General features: G+C 71.6%; 11 protein-coding genes. 10 read left to right on the plus strand and 1 reads right to left on the minus strand.

Features of this window, described 5'->3' with window-relative positions; translation table 11 throughout:
- Positions 1–114: 114 nt before the first annotated feature.
- Positions 115–900 carry an ABC transporter permease gene (locus OEIGOIKO_RS27145; RefSeq protein ID WP_246178116.1) on the plus strand — a complete coding sequence of 262 codons (786 nt, stop codon included), beginning with the start codon at positions 115–117 and terminating at the stop codon, positions 898–900.
- A 152-nt stretch (positions 901–1,052) separates the two neighbouring features.
- On the plus strand, positions 1,053–1,583 hold the full coding sequence (locus OEIGOIKO_RS27150; RefSeq protein ID WP_307721246.1) for a hypothetical protein: 531 nt from the start codon (positions 1,053–1,055) through the stop codon (positions 1,581–1,583).
- Positions 1,584–1,694: 111 nt separating this feature from the next.
- On the opposite strand, the gene OEIGOIKO_RS27155 is transcribed toward OEIGOIKO_RS27150, so the two are convergent.
- Positions 1,695–2,714 carry an alpha/beta hydrolase gene (locus OEIGOIKO_RS27155; RefSeq protein ID WP_125056192.1) on the minus strand — a complete coding sequence of 340 codons (1,020 nt, stop codon included), beginning with the start codon at positions 2,712–2,714 and terminating at the stop codon, positions 1,695–1,697.
- A 485-nt stretch (positions 2,715–3,199) separates the two neighbouring features.
- Between OEIGOIKO_RS27155 and OEIGOIKO_RS27160 the strand changes: the two genes are divergently transcribed.
- The 8 genes from OEIGOIKO_RS27160 (at position 3,200) to OEIGOIKO_RS27195 (ending at position 12,410) form a co-directional block, all read left to right on the plus strand.
- A complete protein-coding gene (locus OEIGOIKO_RS27160; RefSeq protein WP_246177556.1) occupies positions 3,200–5,455 on the plus strand; it encodes an FUSC family protein in 2,256 nt (751 codons plus the stop codon).
- A gap of 245 nt (positions 5,456–5,700) precedes the next feature.
- Positions 5,701–6,780, plus strand: coding sequence for a rod shape-determining protein (gene mreB, locus OEIGOIKO_RS27165; RefSeq protein WP_125056193.1), 1,080 nt, complete (start codon positions 5,701–5,703; stop codon positions 6,778–6,780).
- A 327-nt stretch (positions 6,781–7,107) separates the two neighbouring features.
- Positions 7,108–7,515 (plus strand): DUF4288 domain-containing protein, encoded by a 408-nt coding sequence (locus OEIGOIKO_RS41790; RefSeq protein ID WP_170251868.1) that lies wholly within the window; start codon positions 7,108–7,110, stop codon positions 7,513–7,515.
- Between the two features lie 391 nt (positions 7,516–7,906).
- A complete protein-coding gene (locus tag OEIGOIKO_RS27175) occupies positions 7,907–9,874 on the plus strand; it encodes a sensor histidine kinase (protein WP_461791926.1) in 1,968 nt (655 codons plus the stop codon).
- Between the two features lie 2 nt (positions 9,875–9,876).
- On the plus strand, positions 9,877–10,284 hold the full coding sequence (locus tag OEIGOIKO_RS27180) for a roadblock/LC7 domain-containing protein (protein ID WP_030018953.1): 408 nt from the start codon (positions 9,877–9,879) through the stop codon (positions 10,282–10,284).
- Between the two features lie 73 nt (positions 10,285–10,357).
- The gene (locus tag OEIGOIKO_RS27185) at positions 10,358–10,720 is read left to right on the plus strand and encodes a DUF742 domain-containing protein (protein WP_125056195.1); all 363 of its coding nucleotides are present in this window, start codon (positions 10,358–10,360) and stop codon (positions 10,718–10,720) included.
- Entirely contained in the window at positions 10,701–11,324 is a 624-nt protein-coding gene (locus OEIGOIKO_RS27190; protein WP_031004535.1) for a GTP-binding protein, read from the plus strand. Before OEIGOIKO_RS27185 ends, OEIGOIKO_RS27190 begins: the two co-directional genes overlap by 20 nt.
- Before the next feature lie 264 nt (positions 11,325–11,588).
- Entirely contained in the window at positions 11,589–12,410 is an 822-nt protein-coding gene (locus tag OEIGOIKO_RS27195) for an ABC transporter ATP-binding protein (protein ID WP_125056196.1), read from the plus strand.
- Positions 12,411–12,465 lie beyond the last annotated feature (55 nt).

Here is a 12,465-nt window from a genome sequence, read left to right on the forward strand (position 1 = left end):
GTGCGCGCCGGTGGTTCCACGCTCTCCGGCGGGCCCGCGGGCTCGTCCGTGTCCGGCGCGCCGCACGCTCCCGGTTACCGCCCGCGCCGGACCCTGCCGCTGCGCGTCGAGGCGATGCGGCAGCTCAGACGGCGCCGCACGCTGGTCATCGGCGCGATCCTGGCGGTACTGCCGTTCGTCCTGGTCGCGGCCTTCGCGATCGGCGGCGATCCGGGCGGCCGCAACAACCGGATCACCCTGATGGACACCGCGACCGCCTCCGGCGCCAACTTCACCGCGACCGTCCTGTTCGTCTCGGCGGGCTTCCTGCTGGTCGTCCCCGTGGCGCTGTTCTGCGGGGACACGGTCGCCTCCGAGGCGAGCTGGTCCTCGCTGCGCTACCTGCTCGCGGCGCCCGTCCCGCGCACCCGGCTGCTGCTGAGCAAACTCACCGTCGCCCTGCTGTTCAGCGCGGCGGCGATGGTGCTGCTGCCGCTGGTCGCCCTCGGCGTGGGAACCGCCGCGTACGGATGGGGACCGCTGCAACTGCCGACCGGAGGCGCGCTCGCCGCCGGTGACGCACTGCCCCGCCTCGCGCTCGCCGTCGCGTACATCTTCGTCAGCCAGCTGGTCACGGCGGCCCTCGCCTTCTGGCTCTCCACGGTGACGGACGCGCCGCTGGGCGCGGTCGGCGGCGCGGTCGGCCTGACCATCGTCGGCAATGTGCTGGACCAGGTCACCGCTCTGGAGCAGTGGCGTGACTTCCTGCCGGCGCACTGGCAGTTCGCCTGGGCCGACGCGCTGCAGCCGCAACTCGACGGTACGGGCATGCTCCAGGGGGCGTCGGTCTCCGTGGCGTACGCGCTGGTGCTGTTCGCGCTGGCGTTCCGGGGGTTCGGGAAGAAGGACATCGTGTCGTAGCGAGGGTCTCGGCGAGGGCGCGGTGGCCGGCTCGTTGCTCCAGTCGGGTGGTGGGTGCGAAGGCCCGCAACCATCCAGGGCTCCCGGTGGTCTCAGTCGGTGAAGACCGGCAATGCGCACATAGGACAGAAGTCGGAAGTCGAGGACATCTCATGCCCCGTCACGCTTCGCGCACCACCGCCATCGGCACTGCCACCGGTACCGCCCCTGCCGCTACCGCCACTGTGATCGCCATCGCGACCGCCGTGGCCGTCACCCTGACCGCGGCGCCCGCCGCCTCCGCCGCTTCTGCGGCCGCCACCCCGGCCGCTTCCGTACAGCAGCAGTCCCGTGCGGACCTGCGTACCGACCCGAACGGCCGCTACACCGCCGAGGAGATCCGCCGCTTCCTGGTCTCCTTCTACGGAAAGCACGGCCCCAGTGCCTGGAAGCGCGAACACCAGGTCGCCGCCGAGCTCAAGAAGAAGGCAGCCGAGACGCCCGACTACGACCTGCTGCTGTGCGCTCAGAACACACCGCGCAACATCTCCGTCGGCAAGGTCACCACCGCCCAGTCCGCCCGCGTCGGCTGGGCGACCATCACCACCTACTGGAGCGGGAACCGCAAGGAACACTTCACCGCGTACGTGGACCTGGACGCGAAGCGGCCCATCGCCTTGCTGGACGTGGCCTGCTCGGCGTGAGGCGCGGATGAGGCGTGGCCTCGGGGGCCCGAGGGCCGGGCGAGGAGGAGGGGACACGATGCGGTGGGTCGAGCGGGGCTTGCGTGCGGGAAGGGGCGGAAGTTACGGAAGTTACTCCGCCGGTCCCTGCATGTGGGCGCTGATCCACTGCATCGTGCCTTCGCCCATGCCCTTCACATAGGTGTCGGCGCCGTGCGTACCGCCGGCCACCGTCTGCAGCCGCGTCTTGACCGGGCCGCGTCCGTAGCGCGCGATGAATTTCCTGACCTTCGGCACGACCGTGGCTTCCTTGGAACCGTCCTGGAAGGCCAGATAGACGTCGGGTCCGCCCTTGGTGATCAGCCGCTGGGCCAGGACCTCGGGGTTGTTCTCCCGCTCCTCCCTGGCGTGTCCGCGCCACAGCGGTGAGTCCGGCACGATGTCCGGGCCGCTCGGTATCGCGGCCTTGAAGGTCTCCGGGTGCTGCAGGACGTTCTTCAGCGCGGCGAAACCGCCGGACGAGGAACCCATGATCGCCCAGCCGTCCCGGCCCTTGAGCGTACGGAAGTTCTGCCGGACGAAGTCGGGCACGTCCTCGTTCAGCCAGGTGCCCATCTTCGGCTGGCCGGGTATGTCGCTGGCGTCGTAGTACTGCTTGGCGTTGGGGTTGAGCACCGGCATCACGACGATGAAGGGCAGGCTCTTGCCCTCCTTCGACCACTGCGCCAGATTCTCTTCCAGCTTCAGGTCGCCGCCGATCCAGTAATTCACCGGGTAGCCCTCGGCGCCGGGCAGTGCCATCAGGACCGGGAACCCCTTGTCCGCGTTCTTCTTCTCGTAGTACTCCGGCGGCGCCCATACCCACACCTTCCCGGTGAACCCGGACTTCGGGCCGTGATACGTGGTCACGCCGATCGGGGTGTCGTCCCCGGCGCCGCCGACCTTGCGCTGTTCCTTGAAGCTGATCGGGTGGGTCGGCATCTGGGCGAGCGACGCCCGGCCCGGCCGCTCGGCGCCGTGCGAGCCGGACCCCTGGGCGTCACCGAAGCGCACCGGGGTGTCGTCGGATCCGCCCGAGCCGCAGCCGGCGGTGGCGGCGAGGGCGGCCAGGGTGGTCAGGGCGACCACTGGGGGGAGCAGGGTCTTGCGCACGGGGACTTCTCCTTGCTGAGCGGGCCGGAGGGCGTCCGGCTGACGAGCAAGAGGGTGCGGCCGGTGCCGGGGTTTCCCTTCCCGGTGGTCGTGTTGCCCTCGCGGATCGGGGCCGTCGGCGAGACACGTCTGTGACCTGCGCGGTTTACCTGTCGCAGAAACCGCCTTTACGGTGATTTTCTCGGCGAATCGTCGAGCGGGGGAGCTGGTGCGGCCGGCCGGCTCGACGGCTGTCCGTAGCGCTGCCCGTAGCGCTGCCCGTATCGGCGTACGTGTCGGCGGGGGCGGTGCCACCCCCGTCCGTACGGCCGTCGGCAACCCACCCGTGCACCCCTCCGCGAACCTCTCCCCGCGCCCCTCCCGCACCTCTCCCCGCGCCCCTCCCCGCACCCTGCGCGAACCCGTCCGAGTTCCCGTCGCAACCCGTCGACAAACCGGCGCTGATCAATCCGTTTCGGCGCTTCCGAGTACGTATTCTCGGGGGCATGACCTGGTCGCGAGCGCTGAAGAAGACCGCCCGCTCCGGGCTGACCATCGAGAAGGCCAAGCTCACCCCGCTGATCGCGATCCGCGGCTCGGTCGGTGTCGCCATCGTCATCGGACTGTGCCTGTATCTCGGCAGCCCCGCCCTCGCGGTCTCGTCGGCCTTCGGCGCGTTCGCCGCCGGCATCGCCACCTTCCAGCGCAGCTGGCGGCCCCGGCCCGTGCTGGCGCTCGCGGTCGCGGGCGGCCTCTCCGTCTCCACCTTCCTCGGCTACCTGGCCGCCGCGCACATCGTCGGCTTCCTGGTCCTGCTCTCCCTGTGGACCTTCCTGGCCGGCCTGGCCTGGTCGGTCGGGCCGGTGTCCGGGCTGGTCGGCACCCAGACCGTCTCGGTCATGCTGGTCACCGTCACGCTGCCGACCTCGGTCCTCGGCGCCCTGGAGCACGCGGCCATCATCGCGTTCGGCGGATTCGTCCAGGCCGCGCTCATCGTGCTCTTTCCCGTACGGCCATGGGGTGTACAGCGCGACGCGCTCGCCGACGCGCTGGCCGCCGAGGCGGACTACGCGCGCCGGCTGCGGCACGACCCCGTCGCCCCCTTCGACCCGCAGCCCCTGATGAACGCGCGCCTCGCCTCCGCCGTGACCCCACGTCAGGCCAAGCGCCGCCCCGTCCAGCTGCACGGGCCCCGGGCGCTGGCCGAACAGGTCAGGCCGGTGCTGGCGTCGCTCGCCGACCCGGTCGTCGGCGCGCCCGTGGAAGGGCCCGAACGGGACCGGGCGCGCGAACTGCTCGGCGCGGCCGCCACCGTACTGGACGCCGTCGCGACCGCCATCCGGCACGGCAGGCCGGTACGCCTGCCGCCCGAGGCGATGGCCACCCTCGAAATGCCGCAGGACGGCGACGGGCCGCGGCTGACCGGCGCCGCCCGCCGCTCCGCGCTGCGGCTGATCTCACTGCTCGCCGACGCCGTGGAGTTCACCGACGAGCCCGTGCAGGCCACCCGGCCCACCACCGAGGCGGAGCGCGGGCATCTGCTGCGCCCGAGTGTGCCGAAGCTGGTGCCGGTGGCGCTGCGTGCCGTACGCCGTGAGATCCGCTGGTCCTCGCACATCTTCCGGCACGCGCTGCGCGTCAGCGCGGTGGCCGCCGCGGGGTACCTCATCGGCCAGGCGCTGCCCTTCGGCCACGGGTACTGGGCGCCGCTGGCCTCGGTGATGGTGATGCGCCCCGACTTCGGGCAGACGTACTCACGCGGTGTCGCACGGTTCATCGGCACTCTGGTCGGCGTCGCGGTGGGCGGCGCGATCATGGGCCTCACCCACCCGAACCTGTACGTCAGCGCGGCGCTGGCGGTCGTGTGCGTCCTGGCGATGTACCTGCTGATGCGTACGGGCGTGTCGGTGACCTCGGCGTGCGTCGCCGCGTACGTCGTCTTCCTGCTCGGCATCGCGGGCGCCGGCTGGGAACAGACCGTCCAGGAACGGGTCGTCCTCACCCTCCTGGGCGGACTGCTGGCCATGCTGTCCTACGCGCTCTTCCCCGCCTGGGAGACACCGCGGCTGCGCGAACGGCTGGCCCAGTGGCTGGAGGCCAACGGCCGGTACGCCGTCGCCGTCTTCGACAGCTACGCGCGGCCCGCCGAACGCCGTCCCCGCCAGGTCCGCGAAGCCCTCCTGGACGCCCGCGCGGCCCGCGCCGCCTGGGAGGAGAGCGAGGCGCGCGCCGAGAAGGAGCCGGTGCGCCACCGTGGACTGTCGCTGAGCGCGGCGGCGTCGGCACAGTCCGCCCTGTCCACGATGGGCCGGGTGACGATGATTCTGGAAGCGCACCTTCCGGACAAGGACGCGGAACCTTCACCCGGTGCCCAGACGTTCACCGAAGAGCTGCGCGAGTCCCTGCCGCGCGCGGTCGACGCCGTACGGGAGCGGCGCGACCTGGACTGGAGCGCGCTGCGCGCCGTATGGGAGGAGTGGGCCGCGCAGTCCGAGACCCGCGGTGTCGCGCTGCGCGGCGCCGATCTGCTCCTGGACGCGCTGGACGGCCTGGCCGAGGCCCTGTCCCGCGGCCCCGGCGGCAGGAACCGGGCGACGCGGGGAGCAGGGGACACAGGAGGGCTGCGGAAAGTGGGGGACACGGGAGGGACGCGGAAAGCGCGGGACGCCGGAGGGACACGGGAAGTGGGGGACACGGGAGGCACGAGGGCGGTGCGGGAGAACGGCGGACCGGGCGTCTCGCGGACGTCCGCGCCGGGCTGAACACGCCGAGCACCACTCGGTGGCGTCGAACCGCTCGGCGCCACCCGGAACCATTCGGCACCGCCTGTAGTCTTGATAATTGCCCGCAAATGGCGCCATTGGCGAGCTTGCTGAGCTTGACGAGTTCGGCGGACCTCACCGCCCGAGCGGCTCAGCGAGCCATCCGTGCCGCCCGGGGCGCGATGTTCGAGGACCCTGCGCGCGGGGCCCTGTCGTCCAGTCGAGAGAGAGCAAGCGAACCTCCCATGGCGTCCAGCACTTCGTCCGGTACGTACGACATAGGCATCGACCTGGGCACCGCCAACACCCTGGTCTACTCACGCGGCAAGGGTGTCGTCCTGAACGAGCCGTCCGTCGTCGCCGTGAACGCGTCCGGCGAGGTGATCGCCGTCGGGTCGGAGGCCAAACGCACCATCGGCCGCACCCCGTCCGGCATCACCGCGATGCGCCCGCTCCAGGAGGGGGTGATCGCCGACTTCGACGCGGCCGAACAGATGCTGCGCGCCCTGATGAAGAAGGCGCTGCCCACCCGCCGCTTCTCCAAGCCGCGGGTCGTGATCTGCGTGCCGTCCGGCATCACCGGCGTCGAGCGGCGGGCCGTCATCGACTCGGCGCGCAGCGCGGGCGCCCGTGAGGTGCATCTGATCGAGGAGCCGATGGCGGCGGCGATCGGCGCCGGTCTGCCGGTGGCCGAGCCGGTCGGCTGCATGGTGGTGGACATCGGCGGCGGCACGACCGAGGTGGCCGTCGTCTCGATGGGCGGCATCGTCACCGCCCAGTCGGTGCGGGTCGCGGGTGACGCGCTGGACGCGGCGATCATGTCGTACGTGAAGAAGAAGCACTCGCTGGCGATCGGCGAGCGCACCGCCGAAGACATCAAGATCGCGATCGGCTCGGCGGCCTGGACCCCGGTCGACGTGGACGAGGAGGGCGAGCCCGAGCGCCGTACGTCCTACACCGTACGCGGCCGGGACCACGTCAGCGGGCTGCCGCGGATCCAGGAGATCACCGAGGAGGAGATCCGTTCGGCGCTCGCCGAACCGGTCGACGCGATCGTCCGGGCCGTGCACCGCACCCTCGACGAGTGTCCGCCCGAGCTCTCCGGGGACATCATCGAGCGCGGCATCGCGCTGACCGGCGGCGGCGCGCTGCTGCGCGGCCTCAGCCAGCGGCTGCGCCAGGAGATGGGCGTACCGGTGGTGGTCGCCGACGACCCGCTGGACTGTGTGGTCAACGGTACGGGCCGGTGCGTCGACGAATTCGCCACGCTGCGGGGGCTGCTGGCCGGAGCCATGGAGCAGCCGCGCAAGGCCGTACGGCTCTGAGGCGCGCGGCGCCGTGCCGAGCCGGCGGGCCCGCTGCCCGTCCGTCCCCCGCCGGAAGCCGCCGACGTGCGGTAACTCCCGGAACGGGTGAAGATGATTGCGCCGGCTGCGAGGCCGGTCGCGGTGAGTCACCGTTCACCCTGGAGGAACGATCATGCCGAACCGGTTGGCGTTCATGATCGATACAGGGCCGGTTGCGGGAAGCCGGCTCCCATGCTGAACGCGAAGGTCTTCCATCCGGCTGAACGCGTGCGGACGGGCGCGGTCCCGCAACGCCGCTGGGCCGTGGCACATGCCCGATTCACAGCCGAGGACGGTGAATGCGCCGTGGCGACCGGCGGACAGCACGAGCCCCGGGACAGCGGGCCCAGGCCGTACATCGCGGTGGTCCTCATGGAGTCGCCGGGTAAGGGGGACGGCGGATCGCTGGGCGAGAGTGGCGGATCGCCGGGCGAGCGTGGCGGCGATCCGTTGTACGAGGAGAGCGTGCTGCTCGTGTACGCGACGGACGAGGCGGACGCGCGGCGCCGGGCCGAGCGGCGAGCCCGCTCCCGGGAGACGAGCTACCTCAATGACCGGGGCGAGACCGTGTCCTGGTGCTTCAAGTGTGTGGTGGACGTGAGCGCGGCGCTGGACGAGGATCTGACACAGGACGCCGACCTGTACGCACGGCACTTCCGCGACTACGCGGCCTACGAACGCTTCGAACCGCTGCTGTCGGGCGAAGAACTCTGACCGGACGCGGATGCCGGACGGACCGGAGGCGGATGCCTGACGGCCGGTGCCGATGCCGCACGGGTAACGGTTAACGGGTAACGGGTAATCGGTGACGGCCGGAGCTCATTCACCTTGAATCCAAAGGCGATACGGCTCAAGGCCACCGGTTCTTCATCCGCTGGTCACGGCCCGCACTTCGGCGCCGACCACTCCGGCGGAGTGCGCGGATCCGCCTGCGGAGGGCGAGGAGTGACCTGGCGTCAGTCCTTGATCAAAGGCGGTTATGCTACTACCGGCCCAGTGTATGAAGGCAGTTACCGCAGGTACCTCTGTGGCGGCGCCGAACGGGGAGCTGGGGCCCGCTAGACGTCCTGTGATCTGTCGATGTTTTGAGGGTTTTAGGGTGCAGATGGTTCGAGAAGGATCGTCGCCCGAGGGGCCGCGTCCTGCCTCGGTTCTCGCGTGGATACTGCCCGCCGCGGCGACCGCCGTGGCCGCGGCGGTCGCCGCAGTGACGGTTCCCCCGCAGGCGACCACGCCGGTGGTGTGGATCGGTGCGGTCGCCACCGTGGCGGTCGCGCTGGTCACCGGCGAGGTCGCCCGCCGCGGCCAGGCGCTCGCCGCGCTCCGCGCGCAGGCCGCGGCGCAGCAGGCGGCGCTGGGCCGGCAGGAGGCCGAGACCGTACGGCTGGCCGAGGAGCTGCTGCCCGAGGTGGTGGCCCGGCTCGGCCGCGGCGAGTTCCCCGAGGACGTGCACGCGGCGATCACCGAGGAGGTGACGCGGCAGGGGCGGGAGTCGGGACTGACGCCCGAGTTCACCGCGGCGCACCAGGCGGTGCTGCGCTCCGTCCTCGACGCCGTCGTCGCCGAGGAGGACCTGCGCGAGTCCGCGCAGCGCGCGTTCGTGAACATCGCCCGCCGCGTGCAGGCGATCGTCCACCAACAGGCACAGGAACTCCGAGACATGGAGGACCGGCACGGCCAGTCCCCGGAGGTCTTCGGCGACCTGCTGCGCCTGGACCACGGTACGGCGCTGATCGGCCGTCTCGCCGACTCCATCGCCGTTCTCGGTGGCGCGCGCCCGGGCCGCCAGTGGAGCCGCGCGGTCCCGCTGTTCAGTGTGCTGCGTGGCGCGATGTCGCGAATAATCGATTATCAGCGCGTCGAGTTGCACTCCGTTTCGGAGGTCGCGGTCGTCGGCACCGCCGTCGAGCCGCTGATCCACGCGCTCGCCGAGCTGCTCGACAACGCCACCCGCTACTCCCCGCCGCAGACCCGGGTGCACCTGACCGCCGTGGAGGTGCAGTCCGGCATCGCCGTGGAGATCGAGGACGGCGGCGTCAGCATGAGCGAGGAGGCCCGCGCGCGGGCCGAGCGGATGCTCCAGCAGGCGCAGCAGGGCATCGACGTCAACGACCTGGGGGAGACCCCGCGGCTGGGTCTCGCCGTGGTCGGCCGGCTGGCGCAGGCGTACAACTTCCATGTGTCGCTGCGGCCTTCCGCGTACGGCGGTGTCCGTGCGGTGCTGATCGTTCCGCAGGACCTGATCACCACCGCCGCGGCGACCGGCCGGGCGCACGGCATCGGCGCGTCCTCGGGTCCGCGTACGGCCCGTACGGAGCGCCGCGAGGTGAACGCGGCCCCGCAGGCCGCCGGCCCCCGGCACGCCGCCGCGACGCCGGCCGTGCCGCCGGCCCCCGCTCCGGCCACGTCCCGGAATGCGGCTCCGGCCGCGCCGTCCGTACCCGCAGTGTCCGCGCCCGCCGCCGCGGCGGTGCCTCCGCAGTTCCGGGACGATGTCCGGGAGGAGACCCAGGATGACCTCCCTCTCGTGACCGAGCGGACCGCCAACGGACTGCCGCAGCGGCGCCGCAAGTCCCGTGTCACCGCGCCCGTCCCCCCGGCGGCTCCCGGTGCCCACGCGGCGCCCGCGCCCACGTCTCCCGCCGCCGGGACGGAGGAGGCCGCGCCGGTACAGCCCGGTATGTGGCTCGCCGCGTTCCAGAGCGGCCTGTCCGGCGAGAGCGGGTCGGGTGCGTCGGGGCAGTCGCAGCCGCAGTCGCCCCGAGGACAGCAGGCCCCCGCGCCTGCCCAGGCCCAGGCTCAGCCGCACGCCCAGGCCCAGCCTCAGCCGCACGCCCAGGCCCAGCCTCAGCCGAACCACGACCAGTACGGCCGGCCGGACCATGACCAGTACGGTCAGTCGGTCAACGGCCGGCAAGGCCGGCCGGACCAGTGGGGCGGGGCCGCCGAGCGTCCCGGGCCGGATGCCGGCTGGGCGGGCCACCCGGGCCCGGCCGCCGGTACGGGGACTTCAGTCAGTGCCGCAAGTGCAGCCAGTGAGAAGAGTGACGAGTCGTCGGAAAAGAGTGAGTAGCCATGATTCAGCACCGGCCCAACATGGACTGGATGCTCAAGGATCTCGCGGAGAGCGTTCCGCAGACCCGTCACGTGGTCGTGCTGTCCTCGGACGGCCTGCGCATGGCCCAGTACGGTACGGAGACCGATACCGCCGACCGTCTGGCGGCGGCCTGTGCCGGACTGCAGAGTCTGGCGGGCGCGGTGTCCGCGGAGTTCCCGCACAGCGACGGCCGGATGCGCATGGTCGTGATCGAACTGGACGGTGGCTTCTTCTACTTGATGGCGGCGGGCGCCGGCGCGTACCTCGCCGTCCTGGCCGATGAGGGTGTGGACGCCGGGCTGATAGGTCAGCGGATGCGGGACCTGGTGGCCCGTATCGGCGAGCACCTCAGCAGCCCACCGCGCCACGACGGACAGGACGCATGAGCGGGCGCAGCGAGCGGATCGGCCGGCGGCGTGAGCCGCGCGCGGGTACGGCGGGGCGAAGCGGGGACACGGCATGAGCGGAGCGGACCAGGACTGGGAGGAACAGAGCCCCGAGCGGCTCTATGTGATCACCGGTGGGCGCAGCGGCGCCTCCGGCCACACCACCTCCCTCGACCTGGTCACGCTGATCGTGTCGAAGGCCGGACCGAAGCCGGGGATGCAGCCGGAGCAGGCGTCGATCATGCGGCTGTGCCATTCCCCGCTGTCCGTGGCGGAACTCTCCGCCTACCTGCAGTTGCCCATCAGCGTGGTCACCGTCCTGCTCGGTGACCTGCTGGCCGACGGGCGGGTGGTGGCACGCGCGCCCGTGCCGCCCGCCCAACTTCCCGACCGTGCCCTTATTGAGGCGGTGATCCATGGACTTCAAAAGCTCTGAAACGCTCGTCGAGCGCCCCGCTCAGGGGCCGCGGAGCGAGGACGAACTGCCCGAGACGGCCGCCGCCGCGGTCAAGGTCGTGATCGTGGGCGGTTTCGGGGTCGGCAAGACGACCCTGGTGGGATCGGTGAGCGAGATCCGCCCGCTGACCACTGAAGAAACGATGACCCAGGCCGGTGTCGGCGTGGACGACATCGTCGGTGTCGAGCGCAAGACCTCGACGACCGTGGCGATGGACTTCGGCCGCATCAGCCTCAACGACGAACTGGTGCTGTACCTGTTCGGTACACCGGGCCAGCAGCGCTTCTGGTTCCTGTGGAACGGGTTGTTCGACGGCGCGCTGGGCGCGGTGGTGCTCATCGACACCCGTCGCCTGGAGGTCAGCTTCGACGTCATCGGCCGCCTGGAGGAGCGCGGCGTCCCCTTCGTGGTCGCCATCAACTCCTTCCCGGACGCCCCCGTCCACGCCATCGAGGAGATCCGGGGCGCCCTCGACCTGCCCGCCGAGGTGCCGATCATCGACTGCGACGCCCGGCTGCGTACCTCCAGCCGGGACGTACTGATGACGCTGATGCGGTACCTGCACTCGCTCGCCGGTAACTGATCGACCGAAGCCGTCGGCTGATCGATCGCCGATGCTCGTACGCTGGCCGTTCAGGGGTGATTCCTGAGCGGCCAGCGTTCGTATGCGGGGGAGGGGCCAGGGCGTCCGTCACTCGCCGCCCGGTACCGTCGCCCCCACCCCCATGGTGTAGCTGAGTGCCCCCTCAAGTGGGGTGCGGACGCCCTCGTTACCGCCACGCTCCGCACATAGCGTCTGAGCAGCCGAAACATCGGCGAGCAAGCGCAAGGCCGGAGGGGTTACGGAATGATCAGGCTTCGCCCGCGGGAAAGCGGCAGAGCGACGAGGGAAGCGGAGCCGCTCCGCACACCCGGTGACGACGGCGCCGCGTTGTCGCTGGAATCCGTGACCCGCAGCTACCGGCGCGGCGCCAGGACCGTGGCCGCCCTGGACGACGTCAGCGTCACGGTCCCCCGGGGCAGCTTCGTGGCCGTGATGGGACGTTCCGGCTCCGGCAAGACGACGTTCCTCCAGTGCGCCGCCGGCCTGGACCGGCCGACCTCGGGAACCGTACGCATCGACGGCACGGACCTGTCCCGGATCGGCGAAGCCGCCCTCACCCGGCTCCGCCGCGAACGCGTCGGCTTCGTCTTCCAGTCGCTCAACCTGGTGCCCTCGCTCTCGGTCGTCGAGAACGCCGCGCTGCCCCTGCTGCTGGGCGGCGAGGCGCCGGGCAGTGCGGACGTACGGGCGCGAGCGCTGCGCGTCCTGGAGGCGGTGGGTCTGGCGGACCGGGCCGACGACTCCCCGCTGCTGCTCTCCGGTGGGCAGCAGCAGCGGGTGGCCATCGCCCGCGCGCTGGTCACCGACCCCGCGGTGATCTTCGCGGACGAGCCGACCGGCGCCCTCGACCCGGTCACCGCCGCTGACGTACTCACTCTGCTGCGCGGCGCGGTGGACCGCGCCGGACACACGGTGGTGATGGTCACCCACGACCCGGTCGCCGCCTCCTGGACGGACCGGGCGCTCTTCATCGACGCCGGGCGCGTCGTCGGCGTACTGGACCAGCCGCAACCCGACGGCGTCGCGCAGGCGATGAAGCGACTGGGCGGGAGCGCGAGGCCATGACGTACGCGCCCCACGACAGCCCCGTGCGCCCCGTAGACCCCGTGCGCTCTGTACA

This window comes from Streptomyces paromomycinus, assembly GCF_003865155.1.
Taxonomy (GTDB): domain Bacteria; phylum Actinomycetota; class Actinomycetes; order Streptomycetales; family Streptomycetaceae; genus Streptomyces; species Streptomyces chrestomyceticus.

Bases quoted from the DNA above. Each gene is read 5' to 3' on its own strand.
- OEIGOIKO_RS27190 (WP_031004535.1), top strand. From the start codon at position 10,701: ATGGACTTCAAAAGCTCTGAAACGCTCGTCGAGCGCCCCGCTCAGGGG.
- OEIGOIKO_RS27175 (WP_461791926.1), top strand. From the start codon at position 7,907: ATGGTTCGAGAAGGATCGTCGCCCGAGGGGCCGCGTCCTGCCTCGGTT.
- mreB (WP_125056193.1), top strand. From the start codon at position 5,701: ATGGCGTCCAGCACTTCGTCCGGTACGTACGACATAGGCATCGACCTG.
- OEIGOIKO_RS27195 (WP_125056196.1), top strand. From the start codon at position 11,589: ATGATCAGGCTTCGCCCGCGGGAAAGCGGCAGAGCGACGAGGGAAGCG.
- OEIGOIKO_RS27150 (WP_307721246.1), top strand. From the start codon at position 1,053: ATGCCCCGTCACGCTTCGCGCACCACCGCCATCGGCACTGCCACCGGT.
- OEIGOIKO_RS27160 (WP_246177556.1), top strand. From the start codon at position 3,200: ATGACCTGGTCGCGAGCGCTGAAGAAGACCGCCCGCTCCGGGCTGACC.
- OEIGOIKO_RS27185 (WP_125056195.1), top strand. From the start codon at position 10,358: ATGAGCGGAGCGGACCAGGACTGGGAGGAACAGAGCCCCGAGCGGCTC.
- OEIGOIKO_RS27145 (WP_246178116.1), top strand. From the start codon at position 115: ATGCGGCAGCTCAGACGGCGCCGCACGCTGGTCATCGGCGCGATCCTG.
- OEIGOIKO_RS27180 (WP_030018953.1), top strand. From the start codon at position 9,877: ATGATTCAGCACCGGCCCAACATGGACTGGATGCTCAAGGATCTCGCG.